Origin of the sequence: Yersinia alsatica (assembly GCF_025133195.1) — a bacterium.
Lineage (GTDB): Bacteria > Pseudomonadota > Gammaproteobacteria > Enterobacterales > Enterobacteriaceae > Yersinia > Yersinia alsatica.
The window spans coordinates 4,257,783-4,276,079 of the sequence record NZ_CP104006.1; the positions used below are offsets into that span (position 1 = coordinate 4,257,783).

The window sequence follows — 18,297 nt, forward strand, 5'->3', positions numbered from 1 at the left end:
TTTCCTGATATTTAATACTGCCAGTATTTTATATGTTGAATTACATTTCATCATCACAAAACAGGTTGTCACGTTCAGGAACTGCCAGACTTTTACGGATTACGAAGCTTTGTTAATTGGGGAACGGACATACTCTGCCAAGCTCAAAATCTGCATTGATTTTATCATACTCATGGGCGTAAACGTAACAATTGATTTAACATTTACGGCGATATTTAATATTTACTTCCTTTCACTTTGCATCCATCAGAATAAGATATTTCTTGGCTTTATCCAGATTTCAGGATATCTCCCACAATAATCAGGCGCTACTGTGTTATTTATAGAATTAAAAACACCTTAAAAACAATAGATAAGCAGGAATAATGCAATAAATTATTTAAATCTACTCTTTATCTACCTATCAGGGAAAATAAGAGTATGCCCTAGCTGTTTTCCTATAATTTTATATTAATTGCTGGCGTATTACTTCCTGCGGTAACTATTACTCACGTCAATCATTGCGCAGAATTAATCCCGGTTCAACAAAGTATTCATCAACAGGAACGGCAACGGATACTGGAAAAGCATTTGGCGTCGCCAGCGCATTGCCGATCAGGGGCAAGGGAGGGAGTTTGCAAGAAATGGGCGGTTAGGAATCGATTGAAATGGTACAGAGATATGCACACCTTACACTGTGTTATTTGAGTGTTCATGCCAAGCAAATTGATAGCATTTTTGGCGGTTACGTCCCAAATTCGTCCCATACGGATAATTTGGAGATCCTACAGGAGTAAAACTAAACACTTAACCAATTGTTAAATAATGTTTTTTAGTTAAATTATTCATATACCACCAACAATACCCTCGAATTAATGTTTGCTCCCAAATTGGGCTGAAAAAAAGCCCAGATTGGGGAATGGCTTTGTTATCTTTATCCTATGTTTAACCATCAAAAGCATCATTCCAACATATGAAAAATGCTTTTTAACTGGGCAAATAACAAAGGATGCACATCAGTTTCAAGGCGCAGGTGTCTCAGTAACTCAAGCTCGGTCAACGCATCAACCAGTGGCGAGTCGAAACTGGGGTTTAACAGTGCTAAATCATAGTGATTAAATTTAGGCATAAAGTTAGATTATCTCAAATATGTAAATATGATTATCTTAAAAATAGATTAAAAAACACTTTATAGTCATAATGTTAACAGATTATTGTTTGTAGATTATCTCAAAAGTAACTTTATGATTATCTCAAAAAACCTATAGCGATACATCCGATTGAATATCACTGTACACCGAACTGAAATCAACACCATCCCCTACTACTTTCACTTTGAACCATTATGTTCGGTACCATTCAAAGCAGGGCCAACCAGAGATAACAGGAGTAATCTCATGATAAACCCAGCGGAAAAGCTCAAGGCGAAGCAGCAGGAATTTATCAGTATCAGGGAGCTGATTAACCGGATATCACGGCTTCACCCTGCAATGAGTCAGGCGCAGATAGCTAACTGGCTGCTGATAGAATTGACGGATGCCAGGCCATTGACGCCACCGTTACTGATTAAGGATGCGCTCGGCGTGATCCGCTCCCCCAGCCCTAATGACCCTCAATTTTGCTATTTTGATCTGCTCTCGGCAGCGATGGCGGTTACTATGTGCGGGTACAGTTACACCTGTGAAAAACAATGGTGAGCTGGGCGGGGGCATCGCAAGATGCGCCGGTGTTCTCTGTTGACCGGTAGTTCGAACCTCGTCCAGTTCACCACCCAAGTGATTCGAACCTCTTAGTGGTGAAGTAAAAAATATCAACAGAAAGGTCGTCATCATGGATGTGACAATATTTAAGTATTCCAAAACTGTTTATATTCCTAAACACCATCACCAACAGCACATCAGAGCCTCTGCTTTTTCACGGGAGGTGCGCTATGTTCGATAACACACCCGCGGAATTAGAAGAAGTCATTGATCACTGCCGTGCGCTGATTTACGCCGTCATCACACTCGAATCTCAGGAAGTGAAAGAAATACTCAACTTTGTCCTACAACAGCAAATAGACCTGCTACACCGCATCTATCATCAAGATCTCAACGAACCTCTGGAAGCTGCGGCATAACGCCCAAAATACAAAAAGGCATCGTGAGATGCCTTTCCCGAAAGTATGCATTAGTCAATAAACAGATTGAAATCCTTACCATGTAAGACTAAAATTAACTCAGCCTAAGTTAAGGTGATGTCAAGGATGACTACATAATGGATTTTTTGCAGTTCATTGAAAACCCGTTCTTCTCTAAGCAACGGGAGGTATTACTAACCGAAGATGAGTTCAGGGAGCTTCAACAAGTCTTGCTATTAAACCCATCTTCGGGTGCATTGATTGTGGGTACCGGCGGTGTACGCAAGGTAAGATTTGCCATCGGCCAGAAAGGGAAAAGTGGTGGTGTCCGCGTTATTTATTACTATCAGGAACCACAGGGAAGGATATGGTTTTTTACTGTCTACCCAAAAATCAAAAAGATACGCTGACCAGTAGTGAGAAACAGCAATTCAAAGATGTGATAATACAAATCAAAGGGAGTGCGGCATGAGTGATTTTTTCAATGATTTAATGACATCCGCGAAACAGGCTGTAGCGATTAGCCATGATGAATTAAAAGCAGGCAGAGTCACTGAGGTTGCTATCCCTGATGTAAAAGAAATCAGAAAGAAAATTGGGTACAGGCAAAAAGACTTTGCACAACTTGTTGGTGTGAGTCCTTCATTAGTTGAAGCGTGGGAGCAACATAGAAGGATTCCATCAGGTAGCTCGCTTAAGCTATTGATAATGATTGATCGGCATCCCTCTTTGATTAACGAGCTTTCAGGAATTTAACCCTTTAAACTGCTCATAAAAGTGTATCTTAGCCTCAGTCTTCTGGGCCATCTGCCATAGTGGCCCGTTTTAACCTATCTTCAGAATTTGTGATACGAATTATGCCCGTTTCCCAAATCTGCCATGGATTACATTCTCACCACATTCCAAACTATCCATATAGTCGGCATACCATTGCAGCATTTCTCTACGGCCATCCAGATATTGAGCGTGATTATAGGTGCCGCGAATACTGTTTTTATCGACGTGCGCCAGTTGTGTTTCTATCCACGCAGTATTGAAACCCTGCTCATGCAAGATAGTGCTCATAGTGTGGCGAAAACCGTGGCCGGTGGCTCTGCCATGGTAGCCAATACGCTTTATGACCTGATTGATACTGGCCTCACTCATTGGCTTTAAACTGTCATTGCGACCAGGAAAAACTAATTTAAAGCGGCCGGTTATAGCATGCAGTTGCAATAACAACTCCAAAACCTGTTCAGATAGAGGAACCAGATGGGGGCGACGCATTTTCATTCGAATAATGGGAACTTCCCACAGACCTTTATCTAAATTGAATTCAGCCCACTCAGCAGCACGTAACTCAATTGTTCGAACGCCAGTAAGCATGAGCAAACGGGTAGCTATTCGAGTAACAGAGCTACCGCTGTAGGCACTAAGGGATTGGAGATATTCAGGAAGCTCAGCAGCTAAAAGGTAGGGATAATGCTGATGTTTCTGAACGGCTAAAGCACCTGCCAACTCACTGGCGGGGTTGTTCTCCGCCCTGCCGGTGACGATCGCATAGCGAAAAGTCTGATTGCACGCCTGACGGATTTTGCGCATTTTATCGAGGACACCACGCGCTTCTAATTTGCGCAGCGCTTCAAGCATCTCTAACGGCTTGATTTCGGCTACTGGCCGCTTTCCTACATAGGGGAAAATATCGTTTTCAAACGATTCCATTAAATCGTCGGCGTAACCTTTCGACCAATTAGGTCTTTTATAGGTATGCCATTCTCTGGCCAGCGCTTCGAACGTGTTATCGATACTGACTTTTTTAGCTTGTTTATCTGCTTTTTTTTCTTCCCCGGGATCACCACCAGCAGCCAGTATTCGTTTGGCTTCATCTCTTTTGGCCCGGGCCTCAGCGAGAGTGATATCAGGATAGACCCCGATTGATAGCAGCTTTTCTTTTCCAGCAATCCGATACTTCAACCGCCAGTAACGTGAACCGTTCGTGTTTACTAATAAAAATAATCCACCGCCGTCGGAGAGCTTGTAAGGTTTCTCTCTTCGCTTTGCGGTATCGACTTGCCGGGCGTTTAGTTCCATGTGGGGGTATCTCAATCCATTGAACCTGGACTTACCCCCATTTATACCCCCATCTATCTATATAACTCAGTAGATGTGGATAAGCGCAGGGATACCAGGAAGTTCCAGAGATACTGATTATATAAGGGATTTATGGACTTAGATAGACTTCAGGAGACGTAAAGATGGTACGCCCTACAGGGCTCGAACCTGTGACCTACGGCTTAGAAGGCCGTTGCTCTATCCAACTGAGCTAAGGGCGCATTTGATATTTACCGCAGCATAGAGGCTGCCGGTAGTCAGTTGCGGGGTGGATTATACGGGCAGTCGCTTTCGAGTCAATGGGTTTTCGCCTTATGGTTTATCATCTGGCTATTTAATCGTTAATTAATCGTTATTATACGCCTGACAGCACGCCCCGCTTCTGACAAAATAGGTGGATTCCCGCTTTTTTAATTGATGGACCTTTCCACTGATGTCAGCAAAAATTATTGATGGTAAAACGATTGCGCAGCAGGTAAGAAACGAAGTTGCTGCGTTGGTACAGAAACGTTTAGCTGCGGGTAAACGTGCTCCCGGGCTTGCGGTGGTGTTGGTAGGTGAGAATCCGGCATCACAAATTTATGTCGCCAGCAAGCGTAAGGCATGCGAAGAGGTCGGTTTTGTTTCCCGTTCTTATGACCTGCCGATGACGACTACTGAAGCTGAGCTGTTAGCTTTAATTGATTCACTGAATGATGACGGTGAAATCGATGGGATTCTGGTGCAACTGCCGCTGCCTGCCGGGATTGATAATGTCAAAGTCTTGGAACGTATTCATCCAGATAAAGACGTAGATGGCTTCCATCCGTATAACGTAGGCCGTTTGTGCCAACGTGCGCCAAAACTGCGCCCTTGCACCCCACGCGGTATTGTTACACTGCTGGAGCGCTATGAAATCCCCACTTATGGCCTAAATGCCGTCGTCGTCGGCGCATCCAATATTGTTGGCCGCCCAATGAGCCTTGAGCTGCTGCTGGCGGGGTGCACCACCACAGTAACGCACCGTTTCACCAAGAATCTGCGCCAACATGTCGAAAATGCTGATTTACTTGTGGTTGCAGTGGGCAAGCCCGGTTTTATTCCCGGCGAGTGGATTAAACCGGGCGCTATCGTGATTGATGTGGGCATTAACCGCCTGGAAAGTGGTAAAGTAGTCGGAGATGTAGAATTTGATGTCGCTGTTGAACGTGCGGGTTGGATTACACCGGTTCCCGGTGGCGTTGGGCCAATGACCGTCGCAACACTGATACAAAATACCTTGCAAGCCTGCGAGGAATATCACGACATCAACGAAAATTGATAGAAAGGACAGTAATGGACATTTTTCATTTGGAAAAACACCCGCATGTCGAACTGTGTGACTTATTAAAGTTGCAAGGTTGGAACGACAGCGGCGCCTCAGCAAAAGCCGCCATCGCTGATGGTCAGGTAAAAGTCGACGGGAATGTAGAAACGCGCAAGCGCTGCAAAATCGTAGCTGACCAAGTTGTTGAGTTTCAAGGCATGAAAGTGCAGGTTAAGGCCTGATCTTAACCTCCCCTGCTGGCAGCATAAAGTATGGGCAAAAAAATTGCGGTTACTGGTCAATGCCAGCACCGCAATTTTTTTAGAGTTTACCCGCCAGATGCCAATAACCGGCTGAGCTAACCACCTTTATTTACGACGCCATGTCGTCCCTTGCGGGCCATCTTCCAACACAATACCCAGCTCATTCAATTGGTCACGTGCAGAATCTGCCAGCGCCCAGTCTTTGCTGCTGCGGGCGTCATTGCGCTGCTTAATCAAAGCTTCAATTTTTGCCACTTCATCGTCGTCAGTCTGTGCGCCGCTTTGTAGAAACAGTTCCGGATCCTGCTCCAACAAACCCAGCACATGAGCCAGTTTACGCAACTCTGCCGCCAAACCATTCGCCGCAGCGATATCTTCAGTTTTTAGCCGGTTAACTTCGCGAGCGATATCAAACAGCACAGAATAGGCTTCTGGGGTATTGAAATCGTCATCCATAGCAGCACGGAAGCGCGCTTCAAACTCAGCACCACCTGCCGGAGTTGCATTCGCATCAGTTCCACGCAGTGCGGTATATAAGCGCTCTAATGAAGCACGTGCCTGCTTGAGGTTCTCTTCACTGTAGTTAAGCTGGCTGCGATAATGCCCAGACATCAAGAAATAACGCACCGTCTCGGCATCGTAATAGGCTAACACATCGCGAATAGTGAAGAAGTTATTCAGTGATTTAGACATTTTCTCTTTGTCTATCATCACCATACCGGAGTGCATCCAGTAATTCACGTAAGGGCCATCATGGGCACAGGTAGATTGTGCAATTTCATTTTCATGGTGTGGGAACATCAAATCAGAGCCACCACCGTGAATATCGAAATGCGCACCTAACTGCTTGCCATTCATTGCGGAACACTCAATATGCCAGCCAGGGCGACCCGGCCCCCATGGTGATTCCCAGCTCGGTTCACCGGGTTTCGACATTTTCCACAAAACAAAATCCATCGGGTTGCGTTTGACATCCGCCACTTCAACCCGAGCGCCAGCCTGCAACTGATCCAGATCCTGACGCGATAACAGGCCATAATCTGGATCACTGTCTACCGCGAACATCACATCACCATTTGACGCCACGTAGGCGTGATCACGGGCGATCAAACGCTCGGTCAGCTCAATGATTTCGGGGATATGATGAGTGGCACGCGGCTCTAAATCTGGACGTTCAAGATTCAAGGCGTCGAAATCTTTGTGCATTTCGGCCAACATCCGTGTAGTCAGTTGCTCGCAGGTTTCATTGTTTTCAATCGCACGTTTAATTATTTTATCGTCAACATCGGTCACGTTGCGCACATAGGTCAGAGAGTAACCTAAATAACGCAAATAACGCGCAACAACGTCGAAAGCGACAAAAGTACGCCCATGCCCAATGTGACACAGGTCATAAATGGTGATCCCGCATACGTACATGCCAACTTTACCGGCATGGATAGGCTTGAATTCCTCTTTTTGGCGACTCAGTGTATTAAAAATCTTTAGCATCGGGACATTCCGTGGTTTTTGTTTTTGCAGTGCGCATGGTTTATACCCAAAGTAATCACTACTATGGGTAAAAAGGATATCATCAGATTATGAGGCAAATCAGCCTCTGATCCAGCACTTTTTCGCCCATAAAGGCGACGTTTCGAGTGCTGACTCAATCTCGCAGATATGATATAAGAGCCGTCTAAAGAGTTACGACTCATTGTGAATACACTTATTACACTAGCAGGAACATTATTATGGTCACGTTTCATACTAATCACGGCGATATCGTCGTCAATACCTTCGCCGATAAAGCGCCGGTTACCGTTGAAAACTTCCTGAACTACTGCCGTAAAGGTTTCTATGATAACACTATCTTCCACCGTGTTATCGATGGTTTCATGATCCAAGGCGGTGGGTTTGAGCCGGGCATGAACCAGAAAGATACTGATGCACCTATCAAGAACGAAGCCAATAACGGTCTGAAAAACACCCGTGGCACCTTAGCAATGGCACGTACCAATGATCCACACTCTGCCACTGCTCAGTTCTTTATTAACGTTGCTGATAACGACTTCCTGAACTTCCGTTCAGAGCGCCCTGATGGTTGGGGTTACTGTGTATTCGCTGAAGTGGTTGAAGGTCTGGACGTGGTTGATAAAATCAAAAATGTTTCTACTGGCCGCAGCGGTATGCATCAAGACGTGCCAAAAGAAGATGTGATCATTAAAAGTGTTACTGTAAGCGAGTAATGACTGCTTAATGAGCACGCTTTTTATTGCAGATTTGCATCTTAGCGTTCAGGAACCGGCAATCACTGCCGGTTTCCTGCATTTTATACAGCGTGAAGCCATTCATGCTGATGCCTTATATATCTTGGGCGATTTATTTGAGTCCTGGATTGGCGATGACGACCCCGAACCACTGTATCGGCAGATCGCTGCGGCATTAAAATCACTCCAACAACAGGGCGTGCCCTGCTACTTCATTCACGGTAACCGCGATTTTCTGCTCGGCAAGCGCTTTGCTACTGAAAGTGGCATGATCTTGTTGCCCGAAGAGAAAGTGGTCGAGTTGTATGGCCGCGACATTGTGATTTTACACGGCGATACCCTGTGCACTGATGACGCCGACTATCAACATTTTCGCCGCCGAGTACACAATCCTCTGATCCAGAAATTATTCCTGTGGTTGCCTCTGCGCTTTCGCTTACGTATTGCGGCTTATATGCGCAATCAAAGCCAGCAAAATAATAGCGGTAAATCGCAACTGATTATGGATGTAAACCCACAAGCTGTGGTCGATGCATTCCAGCGCAATAATGTCAGTTGGATGATTCATGGGCATACCCATCGCCCTGCGGTTCATACGGTAGAATTACCCGCCACAACAGCACATCGGGTCGTTTTGGGAGCCTGGCATGTTGAAGGGTCGATGGTAAAAGTCACCAAAGAGAGCGTTGAGTTGATTAAATTCCCGTTTTAATCAGCTATTGTTATCCATCGCTGCCTAACAAAAAAACCGATAAAACCCAGCAAAAGCCGCGACGCAACCGTTTTCCTTGCCTTTGGCTCATGATATGCTCTACGCCCTCTTCGCCAGTCACGATTTATATCAAATCGGTCTGGCCGACGCTTGCGCAATCACAGGAGCTTTACACCCATGGGAGCCAACCTCGATTCGGCTTATGCAGCCGGGGTTAAAATCGCTATCGTAATGGGGTCCAAGAGTGACTGGGCCACCATGCAGTTCGCCGCCGACGTGCTCACCACGCTCAATGTTCCGTTTCATGTCGAAGTTGTTTCTGCACACAGAACCCCCGACAAACTGTTCAGTTTTGCCGAACAAGCTGATGCTAATGGCTTACATGTCATTATTGCTGGCGCAGGAGGTGCTGCTCACCTACCGGGTATGCTGGCGGCAAAAACATTGGTGCCGGTTTTAGGGGTGCCAGTACAAAGTGCAGCATTAAGTGGCGTCGATAGCCTGTATTCCATTGTGCAGATGCCGCGCGGTATTCCAGTGGGAACACTGGCCATTGGTAAAGCAGGGGCGGCGAATGCGGCCTTGCTGGCGGCTCAAATACTGGCGCTACATGACCACGAATTAGCTGTGCGTTTGGCCGATTGGCGTAAAAGCCAAACTGACGAAGTATTAGATAATCCAGATCCGCGGGAGTCAGATCTGCCGACGGCGAATTCACAGGTGAAAGCATGAAACCAGTTTGCGTATTAGGCAACGGTCAGTTAGGGCGCATGCTGCGTCAGGCTGGCGAACCACTGGGTATTGCGGTGTATCCGGTGGGTTTAGATGCTGAACCGGAAGCTGTACCTTATCAGCACAGTGTGATTACCGCCGAGATTGAACGCTGGCCAGAAACCGCCTTAACTCGCGAACTTGCCACACACACCGCTTTTGTTAACCGCGATATCTTCCCGCGACTGGCCGACCGTCTGACACAAAAGCAGTTACTCGATAGCCTGAATCTGGCGACGGCTCCATGGCAATTATTGGCCAGTGCTAGCCAGTGGCCACAAGTCTTCGCCACGCTAGGTGAATTAGCTATCGTGAAACGTCGGGTCGGCGGCTATGACGGCCGTGGTCAATGGCGTTTACGTGCCGGAGAGCAAGGCACTTTGCCTGCCGATGCTTACGGCGAATGTATTGTCGAGCAGGGCATCAACTTTTCTGGCGAAGTTTCGCTGGTGGGTGCCCGTAGCCATCAAGGTAAATCGGTTTTTTATCCGCTAACTCATAATCTGCATGAAGATGGCATTTTGCGCATAAGTGTGGCGTTGCCACAGCCGGATAGCCGCTTACAACAGCAAGCTGAGAAGATGCTGTCGGCCATTATGGATGAGCTGAATTATGTCGGTGTTATGGCGATGGAGTGCTTTATCGTCGGGGACAGTTTGCTTATCAATGAACTGGCTCCACGGGTGCATAACAGCGGTCACTGGACGCAAAATGGGGCGTCCATCAGCCAGTTTGAGCTGCATTTGCGCGCTATTTTAGATTTACCGCTGCCAACTCCGGTGGTGAATACCCCGTCAGCCATGGTTAATCTGATTGGTACGCCAGTGAATACCGAGTGGTTGTCGCTGCCATTGGTCCATCTGCATTGGTATGAAAAAGAGGTGCGCGACGGGCGTAAAGTGGGCCATTTGAATTTAAATGACCCGGACGGCGCAGCGCTGCGTGCCGCCTTGGTGGCTTTGGCACCTTTATTACCAACCGAATATCAGTCCGGTTTAACCTGGGCTCAGAATAAGCTGTAATCAGTAAGCGGGCAGTTACGCACTGCCCGCACTAGAACAGAACTAGCTTTCATATCCTCTGAATAATGCTCGGCCTCGTAACAATCGCGCGCCCAACCAACCACCACAAACTGACAGTAACAGTGCCGCCGCCAATGGCAGTAACCACCACATCACCCAGTTAGGTTGCCATGGGAAATCAAACACTAACCGCTGCAAGGCCCAGAGTGCGGCTTCTGCACCGATTGCCGCCGCTAAGCCAGCAACCAATCCCAGTAGTGCAAACTCCCACCACAATGTGCCCCGCAGTAAGCGTTTACTTGCCCCGAGCGTGCGATAGACCACCAACTCCTGACGGCGCTGGCGCATGCCGACCTGTACTTGTGCCAACAGCAACAAAGTGCCACAAATAATGACCAGAATGACCATCACTTCCAGTGCACGACTCACCTGTTGCAGCACCTGCCCGACCTGTTTAAGCATCGCGCCGATATCCAGCAAACTGAGGGTTGGGAACTGGCGGTTTAATTGCGTCAGCACCTCTCCATCCCCTTGATAGCGGAAGCTGGTCAGCCAAGTTTGCGGCTGATTATCCAGCGCACCCGGCGGGAAAATAAAGTAAAAATTAGGACGCAGACTTTCCCAATCTACCTGACGAATACTGCTCACCGTGGCCTCAAATGACTGGGTATCGCCGCTGAATGTCAGCTTATCGCCGATTTTAATTCCCAATCGGTCAGCAATCCCCTGCTCCATCGACACTTCATTTGCCTTTGGTGGCCACTGCCCCGCAGTCAAAAGATTGTGCGCCGGTAGATCCTGCTGCCAGGTAAGATTCAGCTCCCGGTTGACAGCCTCGCCACCGGGGGCGTCTTCATGTACCCGCTCCGTCGCCAGTTGCTGGTTAATTTCCGTTAAACGCGCCCGGACAATAGGATAGAAAGTTGACGGCGTTATCTGATGCTGGGTGAGGAATTCAGTCACTTGCGGCACCTGCTGCGGAGTGATATTCAGCAAGAAATAGTTGGGGCTATCTGGCGGCAACTGTTGTTGCCAGCGATCCAATAGATCCCCGCGCAGCACCAATAACAAAGCCAATAACATAAATGAGAGTGAGAATGCCGCCAGTTGGGTCAGAGTCATCCACGGTTGGCGCAATAACCGGTTGATCGCCAGCCGCAATGACAAGCGAGTGACGGTCAAGCGACGTAGCAGCAATAAACCGCCCCAGCCAATGACACCTAACAGCAGCGCCAATACCACCATGCCACCGAGGATCGCCCATAACAGAGCGTTCCCACCCATCAGTAGGGCCAATAACCCCACCACGACCACGATCATCACCGGAATAAAGTAACGTAGTGGCCAAACATTGGCAGAGACATCGCGGCGCAATACTCGCAAGGGCTGAGTCGCCAGTAATTGCCGATAAGGGCGAATCCCCACCAGCAATGAAATCAATACCAGCGATCCCATTGACCATACCCATGGCCATAACCCGGCCGCTGGTAATGCGGCCGGTAACACCGGGGACAATAAGCGGATTAATATTTTCTCGAACAATAGCCCAATGACGCTGCCACACAGACCCGCCAGCACCAAAACAGAGAGCCACTGGCCAATAATCAGCCGTCGCAATGCACTGCGCCCGGCCCCCAATGTTTTCAGCACCGCCACTAAATCATAGCGACTGCGGCAATAGTGCCCCATCGCCACAGCAACCGCGGCAATAGACAACAATAACGTCAATAATGCCGATAGCAGCAAGAATTGTTGCGCCCGTTGCAGGGATTTACCCAGTGCACCACCGGACTCTTGTAAACCATACCAGCGCTGCTCCGGTGTCAGTTGTGGTGTAAGCCAGTCACTAAATTGCGCGATAGCATCGGGTGAGCCAGCAAACATATAGCGGTAGCTCAAGCGGCTACCCGGCTGTATCGCACCGGTTTTTTCCACATCACTCAAATTAATCAAAATTCGTGGGGCGGTTTGGAATGGGTTAAAACCTGAATCTGGCTCCTGAATCACTTCGCCAATAATTTTCAGCGAGGTATCACCCACTTCAACTGAATCCCCGACCTTAACCCCCAACAGCGCCAGCAGACGCGGGGCCACCAGCGCCGTCCCCGGTTCAAGCTTGACGTGCGGAGGCAAGGTTTCTAATTCGCCATACAGCGGATAGGCCAAATCAGTGGCTTTGACATCAGCCAGTTGAGGTCGGTCGCCAGCAAAGGTCATGGTCATAAACGAAAGCTGGCGACTGACAGTCAGCCCCTGCTGCTTCGCTTCCTGTAACCAGCCTTCCGGTGCTGGATGAGAGGCTCTCAGTACCCTATCACCCGCCAGAAAATCACGGCTTTGCTGATTAAGCCCTTGCTCCATCCGATCACTGATACTGCCCAGCGCCAGCACACAGGCCACCGCCAGTGTTAATGCCAGCCAAACAATCAGCAGTGAGGGTGAGCGCCACTCACGCCAAAACCACCGCCAAATCATGCTTCCTCCCACAATTTACCGTCCTGCAGGCGCAGCCGACGTTGGCAGCGACCAGCCAGTTGCACATCATGGGTCACCAGAATTAACGTGGTGTCGTAGTCCCGGTTAAGGGAAAACAGTAAATCGGCAATACGGTCGCCAGTGTGCCGGTCAAGATTGCCGGTTGGCTCATCAGCAAATAATACTTTTGGCCGACCACTAAAGGCCCGAGCTAACGCCACGCGCTGCTGTTCGCCACCGGAAAGCTGAGCCGGAAGATGGTGAAGACGTTTCTCCAACCCCACCTGCTTTAATAACTCAATGGCATGTACTTTACTTTCACGTTCGCTTTCCCCGCGTAATAGTGCGGGTAATTGTACGTTCTCTAAGGTATTGAGTGTGGGCACCAACATAAATGACTGAAACACAAAACCGACGTTTTTGGCTCGCAGTTGCGCCCGCCCTTCTTCATCCATAGCAGTCAATGACTGCCCCAGCAAGCTCACTTCACCACTGCTGCCATCATCCAGACCTGCCAGAATTCCCAGCAAAGTTGATTTACCTGAACCTGACTCACCAATCAGCGCAATTGTTTGAGCGGGTTTGACAACCAGCTCAACTCCGGTAAGGATGGAGAGCTGTTGCTCACCCTGACCGACGTGTTTATTAAGATGATGAACTTCAAGAACGTTTTCCGCTGGCATCTTCCCTTCCTATTACTGTTGGGATTATTCAGTTTGCGTGCCGCCGCAACCGATACACTTTTGATTCTCGGCGACAGTTTAAGCGCCGGTTACCGCTTGCCTATTGCCGAAGCATGGCCTTCACGGCTGGATAAAACATGGCAAGCCACGCCATCACTGCCTAAGGTGGTTAACGCCAGTATCAGTGGTGATACTGCCGCGCAAGGTTTGGCGCGCCTACCCGCCCTGCTCAAACAACATCAGCCGCGCTGGGTATTGATTGAACTGGGCGCTAATGACGGGCTGCGTGGTTTTCCAACACCGGATATTCAACGGGATCTCACACAAGTTATCAATCTGATAAAGGAAGCGAAAGCCCAGCCTTTATTGATGCAAATCCGCATTCCGCCTAACTATGGCCGCCGTTATACTGATGCCTTTACTGCAATGTATCCGCAACTGGCACAGCAATTTGGCATCCCGCTGGTTCCATTCTTTATGGAACAAGTGGCCGTAAAACCGGAGTGGATGCAGGATGATGGTTTACATCCTAACGCAGAAGCCCAACCTTTCATTGCTGATTGGATGGCGCAACAGCTCAAACCGTTAGTTATCAAATAACATTGAATTATAGTGATTAGTTAACCATTACTTTAAACAAATAGATTCACTCACTAGGTAAAGTTATGCAAAAAGCAGTATTAATTACTGGTTGTTCCAGTGGCATTGGCCTGGTTGCGGCAAAAGATTTGAAAAACCGCGGTTACCGCGTATTGGCCGCCTGCCGTAAACCCGATGACGTGGTCAAAATGACACAGATGGGTCTGGAAGGTATTGAGCTGGATTTGGATGACAGTGACAGTGTCGAACGTGCCGCAGCACAAGTCATCGAACTGACCGGTGGGCGCTTGTATGCTTTGTTTAATAATGGCGGTTTTGGCCTCTACGGCCCACTGCACACCATTTCTCGCCAACAGTTAGAGAAACAATTTTCCACCAATTTGTTTGGCACTCACCAACTAACACAGTTGCTGCTACCCGCAATGCTCCCCCACAGCGAAGGGCGTATTATTCAAACCAGCTCAGTCATGGGGCTGGTTTCAACCGCCGGTCGCGGCGCTTATGCTGCCAGTAAATATGCACTGGAAGCCTGGTCAGATGCATTGCGTATGGAGCTGCACGGCAGCGGTATTCATGTCAGCTTGATTGAACCTGGCCCGATAAGTACCCATTTCACGCAAAATGTGAATCAGGCAGCAGCGGATAAACCGGTGAATAATCCCGGTATTGCGAAGCGCTTTACTCTGCCGCCGGAAGCTATATTACCGAAATTGCGCCATGCGCTGGAAAGCCCGCGCCCACAATTGCGTTATCCAGTCACCTTGGTGGCCCATGCACTGACAATACTGCGCCGTATATTACCGGGACGAATGTTAGATAAAGTCCTGCGCGGCAATTCTTGATAATAGTCGTCAGGGTTGAAGCAACATAATCTGCCCCCATCTACTGTTAAAACAGATGAGAGAAAAAATTCATGCTAGCACCTACAACGATTGATATTACTGAAGCGAACCTACATCAGGCATTAGAACAATCCATGGCTGTGCCGGTATTGTTCTACTTTTGGTCAGAACGCAGCCAGCACTGTCTGCAACTCACTCCGTTGCTGGATAAATTAGCCGCAGAATATGCGGGCCAATTTATTCTGGCGCGTGTCGATTGTGATGCACAACAGATGGTTGCGTCACAGTTTGGTTTGCGCTCAATCCCGGCGGTTTATCTGTTTAAAGACGGCCAGCCGGTCGATGGTTTTCAGGGGCCACAGCCAGAAGAGGTTATCCGCGAACTGCTGCAACGCGTGCTGCCAAAACCTGAAGAACTGAAAGCAGCCGAAGCGGCAAAATTGATGAGTGAGGGTAATGCACAGGAAGCCTTGCCATTGCTGAAAGACGCCTGGCAATTGATGCAGCAAAGCCATAACCCACAAACCAGCGACATCGCGCTGCAACTGGCAGAAGCACAAATTCTGCTCAACCGCAGTGAAGATGCCGAAGGCGTGTTGGCGACCATTCCGCTCCAGGACCGTGATACCCGCTACCAGGGGCTGATTGCACAGATCGAGTTGTTAAAACAGGCCGCCGATACCCCTGAAATTCAGCAACTACAACAGCAAGTGGCTGAGCAACCCGATAACGCCGAACTTGCGGTGCAATTAGCACTGCAACTGCATCAGGTGGGTCGCAACGAAGAAGCATTGGAGCTGTTATTGGGGCATCTGAAGAAAGACTTGGCCGCCGCCAATGGTACCGCTCGTAAGACTTTAATGGATATTTTAGCGGCATTAGGCACTGGCGATGCGCTGGCAGCTAAATATCGTCGTCAACTGTATTCATTACTGTACTGATAGGGATATTTAACGGTCATTCACCGTTATTCTATTGCCATTATTTGCTACTGCGCGGGGCCATCCCGCGCTGTTTTATTCTGCCCCAATCGCGCTTTTTCTCCTTTACACGCTTTTACCTGCCTTTCGTTAGGCATTTAGCGCTCTGTCACGTAATATTAAGAAACAATATTCATTGCTGACAGGAAGTTAAATATGTTTACGGTCATCCCTGTTCTTATCGTTGTAGCTTTGATTGTGGTCTTTTCCTCAATCAAGATCGTCCCACAAGGTTTTCAGTGGACTGTCGAGCGTTTTGGCCGTTATACCAAAACACTGATGCCAGGCCTGAATATCGTTGTGCCATTTATGGATCGTATTGGTCGTAAAATCAATATGATGGAACAGGTTCTGGATATCCCATCCCAAGAAATTATTTCTCGCGATAACGCCAACGTGGCGATTGATGCCGTCTGCTTTATCCAGGTTATTGACCCGGTAAAAGCTGCATATGAAGTCAGCAATTTGGAACTCGCCATCGTCAACTTGACCATGACCAACTTCCGTACTGTTTTGGGTTCAATGGAGCTGGATGAAATGTTGTCTCAACGCGACAACATCAACAGCCGCTTGCTGCATATCGTCGATGAAGCCACAAACCCGTGGGGCATTAAAATCACTCGTATTGAAATACGCGACGTGCGCCCACCGACTGAACTAATTTCTGCGATGAATGCTCAGATGAAAGCTGAACGTACCAAACGTGCAGATATTCTGGAAGCCGAAGGGGTTCGTCAGGCGGCTATTTTGCGTGCCGAGGGTGAAAAACAGTCACAAATTCTGAAAGCGGAAGGTGAGCGTCAGTCCGCATTCTTGGCGGCTGAAGCGCGTGAACGTGCGGCAGAAGCAGAAGCACAGGCGACCAAAATGGTTTCTGAGGCTATCGCTGCTGGGGATATTCAAGCCATTAACTACTTTGTGGCCCAAAGATATACCGATGCACTGCAACACATCGGCTCAGCTAATAACAGTAAAGTCATTATGATGCCACTGGAAGCCAGCAGCCTGATGGGTGCTATTGGTGGTATCGCAGAACTGATTGGTGAGAGTAAAAACAGCCGGGGTAAATAACCATGCTGGAGGATATTGCAGTAAACCCAAACTGGTTTTGGCTATCACTCGGCGGCCTATTACTGGCCGCTGAGATGCTAGGTGCCAGTGGTTACATGCTGTGGAGCGGTGTGGCTGCAGTGGTGGTCGGCATTCTAGTCTGGCTATTTCCTTTTAGCTGGGAAATGCAGGGCGTGCTGTTTTCTGTGCTGACAGTGGTCTCTGCCATCCTCTGGTGGTACTGGTTGAGCAAACGCATCAAACCACAGCCCGCCATGCTGAACCAACGCAATCATCAATTGTTGGGAACGCGCGCAACGCTAACTGAAGCAACCGTTGATGGCTACGGCCGCATGAAGGTGGGTGACAGTAGCTGGCGCATTTACAGCGCCACTGAGCTGAGTGTCGGTACTGAAGTTGAAGTGATATTAGTGGAAGGCAACACTTTGCATGTTCGTCCAATAACTCATCACTGAAAATTTAATCTAAAGGCGTATTTATCTAAATACGCCGAGGTTAATAACAAAAAATCAGTAAACGATTTCTTGGTTAACTCTCAACTTTTTGCTTGGTGCTAGCTTCCTGCTTATTATCCGCATGGCAACATCCCGACAGATTATTAATAATCGGACAATCCGCACCATCATCGCCTGGGCACTCTTCGGCCAAAGCCAACAAGCGTAATCGCATCTGATTAAGATCATTAATATGCTGCTCAATTTCTGCGACTTTTTGCAACGTCGCGGCTTTCACATCTGCACTATGCCGAACCGGATTATGAAACAATGCCAATAATTCACGGCACTCATCCAGTGTAAAACCAACCTGCCGCGCCTGACGTAAAAGTGTCAATTCTTCAATGTGCTTAGCACTGTAGCTGCGGTAGCCGTTATCCGTCCGGATCGGCGGGGTCACCAGTTTTTTTTCTTCATAAAAACGGATAGCTTTACTGGTTAAACCGGTTTTTTTTGCGACATCGCTGATATTCATCATTCCCCCTTGACCTTCCCCTTGCTGGAAGGTTTAACCTCTATAATTAGTGAAAATAACCATGCTAGTCAAGCAGAATGAAAGACGGTCAACGGAATAAAAGCTGTACAGCTAAAGGCGATATATCAGTCCATTTTTGCCATGAATAAGGTCTATGACGGGGAATACCGACTAAACTTATCCCTACAA

The 18,297-nt window shown here is 48.1% G+C and carries 19 protein-coding genes, 1 tRNA gene and 3 pseudogenes; 16 read left to right on the plus strand and 7 right to left on the minus strand.

The genetic code is table 11. From position 1 onward, the window contains the following. Positions 1-614 precede the first annotated feature (614 nt). Positions 615-776 (plus strand): annotated as a pseudogene (locus N0H69_RS19265) (integrase); the annotation flags it as partial. Positions 777-943: 167 nt separating this feature from the next. Here the strand turns inward: N0H69_RS19265 and N0H69_RS19270 are convergent. Next, a pseudogene (locus N0H69_RS19270) lies at positions 944-1,108 on the minus strand (Fic family protein); the annotation flags it as partial. A 268-nt stretch (positions 1,109-1,376) separates the two neighbouring features. Between N0H69_RS19270 and N0H69_RS19275 the strand changes: the two are divergent. The 4 genes and pseudogenes from N0H69_RS19275 to nadS all read left to right on the plus strand — a co-directional run. Continuing rightward, positions 1,377-1,631: pseudogene (locus N0H69_RS19275) on the plus strand (hypothetical protein); the annotation flags it as partial. A 278-nt stretch (positions 1,632-1,909) separates the two neighbouring features. Continuing rightward, complete coding sequence (locus tag N0H69_RS19280; RefSeq protein ID WP_050151499.1) at positions 1,910-2,098, plus strand: hypothetical protein; 189 nt, start codon at positions 1,910-1,912, stop codon at positions 2,096-2,098. Between the two features lie 137 nt (positions 2,099-2,235). Beyond that, complete coding sequence (locus N0H69_RS19285; protein WP_155412597.1) at positions 2,236-2,508, plus strand: type II toxin-antitoxin system RelE/ParE family toxin; 273 nt, start codon at positions 2,236-2,238, stop codon at positions 2,506-2,508. A 58-nt stretch (positions 2,509-2,566) separates the two neighbouring features. Beyond that, entirely contained in the window at positions 2,567-2,854 is a 288-nt protein-coding gene (gene nadS, locus N0H69_RS19290) for a NadS family protein (protein WP_050133476.1), read from the plus strand. 99 nt (positions 2,855-2,953) lie between these two features. On the opposite strand, the gene N0H69_RS19295 is transcribed toward nadS, so the two are convergent. Together N0H69_RS19295 and N0H69_RS19300 are read right to left on the minus strand one after the other, a co-directional pair. Beyond that, complete coding sequence (locus N0H69_RS19295; RefSeq protein WP_050151501.1) at positions 2,954-4,168, minus strand: tyrosine-type recombinase/integrase; 1,215 nt, start codon at positions 4,166-4,168, stop codon at positions 2,954-2,956. Positions 4,169-4,333: 165 nt separating this feature from the next. After that, positions 4,334-4,410, minus strand: a tRNA-Arg gene (locus N0H69_RS19300). A 212-nt stretch (positions 4,411-4,622) separates the two neighbouring features. Between N0H69_RS19300 and folD the strand changes: the two genes are divergently transcribed. Continuing rightward, positions 4,623-5,489, plus strand: coding sequence for a bifunctional methylenetetrahydrofolate dehydrogenase/methenyltetrahydrofolate cyclohydrolase FolD (gene folD, locus N0H69_RS19305; RefSeq protein ID WP_050108834.1), 867 nt, complete (start codon positions 4,623-4,625; stop codon positions 5,487-5,489). 14 nt (positions 5,490-5,503) lie between these two features. After that, positions 5,504-5,716: a ribosome-associated protein YbcJ gene (gene ybcJ / locus N0H69_RS19310; protein WP_050108836.1), complete on the plus strand. Its 213-nt coding sequence runs from the start codon at positions 5,504-5,506 to the stop codon at positions 5,714-5,716. Positions 5,717-5,842: 126 nt separating this feature from the next. Here ybcJ and cysS read toward each other — a convergent pair whose 3' ends face one another. Next, positions 5,843-7,228: a cysteine--tRNA ligase gene (gene cysS / locus N0H69_RS19315; RefSeq protein ID WP_050108839.1), complete on the minus strand. Its 1,386-nt coding sequence runs from the start codon at positions 7,226-7,228 to the stop codon at positions 5,843-5,845. A 239-nt stretch (positions 7,229-7,467) separates the two neighbouring features. Between cysS and ppiB the strand changes: the two genes are divergently transcribed. The 4 genes from ppiB to purK all read left to right on the plus strand — a co-directional run bounded on the left by ppiB (position 7,468) and on the right by purK (position 10,488). Beyond that, complete coding sequence (ppiB, locus tag N0H69_RS19320) at positions 7,468-7,962, plus strand: peptidylprolyl isomerase B (protein WP_050108841.1); 495 nt, start codon at positions 7,468-7,470, stop codon at positions 7,960-7,962. Positions 7,963-7,972: 10 nt separating this feature from the next. After that, positions 7,973-8,695 (plus strand): UDP-2,3-diacylglucosamine diphosphatase, encoded by a 723-nt coding sequence (locus N0H69_RS19325; RefSeq protein ID WP_050151503.1) that lies wholly within the window; start codon positions 7,973-7,975, stop codon positions 8,693-8,695. Positions 8,696-8,872: 177 nt separating this feature from the next. Further along, complete coding sequence (gene purE, locus N0H69_RS19330; RefSeq protein ID WP_050151505.1) at positions 8,873-9,427, plus strand: 5-(carboxyamino)imidazole ribonucleotide mutase; 555 nt, start codon at positions 8,873-8,875, stop codon at positions 9,425-9,427. After that, on the plus strand, positions 9,424-10,488 hold the full coding sequence (gene purK, locus N0H69_RS19335) for a 5-(carboxyamino)imidazole ribonucleotide synthase (protein WP_050151507.1): 1,065 nt from the start codon (positions 9,424-9,426) through the stop codon (positions 10,486-10,488). The genes purE and purK overlap by 4 nt, the downstream gene beginning before the upstream one ends. Positions 10,489-10,530: 42 nt before the next feature. Here purK and ybbP read toward each other — a convergent pair whose 3' ends face one another. Both ybbP and ybbA read right to left on the minus strand, forming a co-directional pair. Next, positions 10,531-12,963, minus strand: a complete 2,433-nt coding sequence (gene ybbP / locus N0H69_RS19340) for a putative ABC transporter permease subunit YbbP (protein ID WP_050151509.1) — start codon at positions 12,961-12,963, stop codon at positions 10,531-10,533. After that, the gene (gene ybbA, locus N0H69_RS19345; RefSeq protein ID WP_050108998.1) at positions 12,960-13,646 is read right to left on the minus strand and encodes a putative ABC transporter ATP-binding protein YbbA; all 687 of its coding nucleotides are present in this window, start codon (positions 13,644-13,646) and stop codon (positions 12,960-12,962) included. The genes ybbP and ybbA overlap by 4 nt, the downstream gene beginning before the upstream one ends. Here ybbA and tesA point away from each other — a divergent pair. From tesA to N0H69_RS19370, 5 genes are all read left to right on the plus strand, one after another. Continuing rightward, complete coding sequence (tesA, locus tag N0H69_RS19350) at positions 13,617-14,246, plus strand: multifunctional acyl-CoA thioesterase I/protease I/lysophospholipase L1 (protein WP_050151576.1); 630 nt, start codon at positions 13,617-13,619, stop codon at positions 14,244-14,246. The genes ybbA and tesA overlap by 30 nt on opposite strands. Positions 14,247-14,311: 65 nt before the next feature. Next, complete coding sequence (locus N0H69_RS19355; RefSeq protein ID WP_050133511.1) at positions 14,312-15,088, plus strand: SDR family oxidoreductase; 777 nt, start codon at positions 14,312-14,314, stop codon at positions 15,086-15,088. Between the two features lie 71 nt (positions 15,089-15,159). Then, a complete protein-coding gene (locus N0H69_RS19360; protein WP_050151511.1) occupies positions 15,160-16,029 on the plus strand; it encodes a co-chaperone YbbN in 870 nt (289 codons plus the stop codon). 195 nt (positions 16,030-16,224) lie between these two features. Then, complete coding sequence (locus N0H69_RS19365) at positions 16,225-17,139, plus strand: SPFH domain-containing protein (protein ID WP_004712636.1); 915 nt, start codon at positions 16,225-16,227, stop codon at positions 17,137-17,139. Between the two features lie 2 nt (positions 17,140-17,141). Further along, entirely contained in the window at positions 17,142-17,594 is a 453-nt protein-coding gene (locus tag N0H69_RS19370; protein WP_050108856.1) for an NfeD family protein, read from the plus strand. 73 nt (positions 17,595-17,667) lie between these two features. Here the strand turns inward: N0H69_RS19370 and cueR are convergent, their stop codons facing one another. Then, positions 17,668-18,108 carry a Cu(I)-responsive transcriptional regulator gene (gene cueR / locus N0H69_RS19375; RefSeq protein ID WP_050151513.1) on the minus strand — a complete coding sequence of 147 codons (441 nt, stop codon included), beginning with the start codon at positions 18,106-18,108 and terminating at the stop codon, positions 17,668-17,670. Positions 18,109-18,297: the final 189 nt, after the last annotated feature.

Bases quoted from the DNA above. Each gene is read 5' to 3' on its own strand.
- N0H69_RS19295 (WP_050151501.1), bottom strand. From the start codon at position 4,168: ATGGAACTAAACGCCCGGCAAGTCGATACCGCAAAGCGAAGAGAGAAA.
- N0H69_RS19280 (WP_050151499.1), top strand. From the start codon at position 1,910: ATGTTCGATAACACACCCGCGGAATTAGAAGAAGTCATTGATCACTGC.
- N0H69_RS19285 (WP_155412597.1), top strand. From the start codon at position 2,236: ATGGATTTTTTGCAGTTCATTGAAAACCCGTTCTTCTCTAAGCAACGG.
- nadS (WP_050133476.1), top strand. From the start codon at position 2,567: ATGAGTGATTTTTTCAATGATTTAATGACATCCGCGAAACAGGCTGTA.
- N0H69_RS19325 (WP_050151503.1), top strand. From the start codon at position 7,973: ATGAGCACGCTTTTTATTGCAGATTTGCATCTTAGCGTTCAGGAACCG.
- N0H69_RS19365 (WP_004712636.1), top strand. From the start codon at position 16,225: ATGTTTACGGTCATCCCTGTTCTTATCGTTGTAGCTTTGATTGTGGTC.
- N0H69_RS19370 (WP_050108856.1), top strand. From the start codon at position 17,142: ATGCTGGAGGATATTGCAGTAAACCCAAACTGGTTTTGGCTATCACTC.
- purE (WP_050151505.1), top strand. From the start codon at position 8,873: ATGGGAGCCAACCTCGATTCGGCTTATGCAGCCGGGGTTAAAATCGCT.
- ybbP (WP_050151509.1), bottom strand. From the start codon at position 12,963: ATGATTTGGCGGTGGTTTTGGCGTGAGTGGCGCTCACCCTCACTGCTG.
- N0H69_RS19360 (WP_050151511.1), top strand. From the start codon at position 15,160: ATGCTAGCACCTACAACGATTGATATTACTGAAGCGAACCTACATCAG.
- purK (WP_050151507.1), top strand. From the start codon at position 9,424: ATGAAACCAGTTTGCGTATTAGGCAACGGTCAGTTAGGGCGCATGCTG.
- ybbA (WP_050108998.1), bottom strand. From the start codon at position 13,646: ATGCCAGCGGAAAACGTTCTTGAAGTTCATCATCTTAATAAACACGTC.
- folD (WP_050108834.1), top strand. From the start codon at position 4,623: ATGTCAGCAAAAATTATTGATGGTAAAACGATTGCGCAGCAGGTAAGA.
- ybcJ (WP_050108836.1), top strand. From the start codon at position 5,504: ATGGACATTTTTCATTTGGAAAAACACCCGCATGTCGAACTGTGTGAC.
- cueR (WP_050151513.1), bottom strand. From the start codon at position 18,108: ATGAATATCAGCGATGTCGCAAAAAAAACCGGTTTAACCAGTAAAGCT.
- N0H69_RS19355 (WP_050133511.1), top strand. From the start codon at position 14,312: ATGCAAAAAGCAGTATTAATTACTGGTTGTTCCAGTGGCATTGGCCTG.
- ppiB (WP_050108841.1), top strand. From the start codon at position 7,468: ATGGTCACGTTTCATACTAATCACGGCGATATCGTCGTCAATACCTTC.
- tesA (WP_050151576.1), top strand. From the start codon at position 13,617: ATGAACTTCAAGAACGTTTTCCGCTGGCATCTTCCCTTCCTATTACTG.
- cysS (WP_050108839.1), bottom strand. From the start codon at position 7,228: ATGCTAAAGATTTTTAATACACTGAGTCGCCAAAAAGAGGAATTCAAG.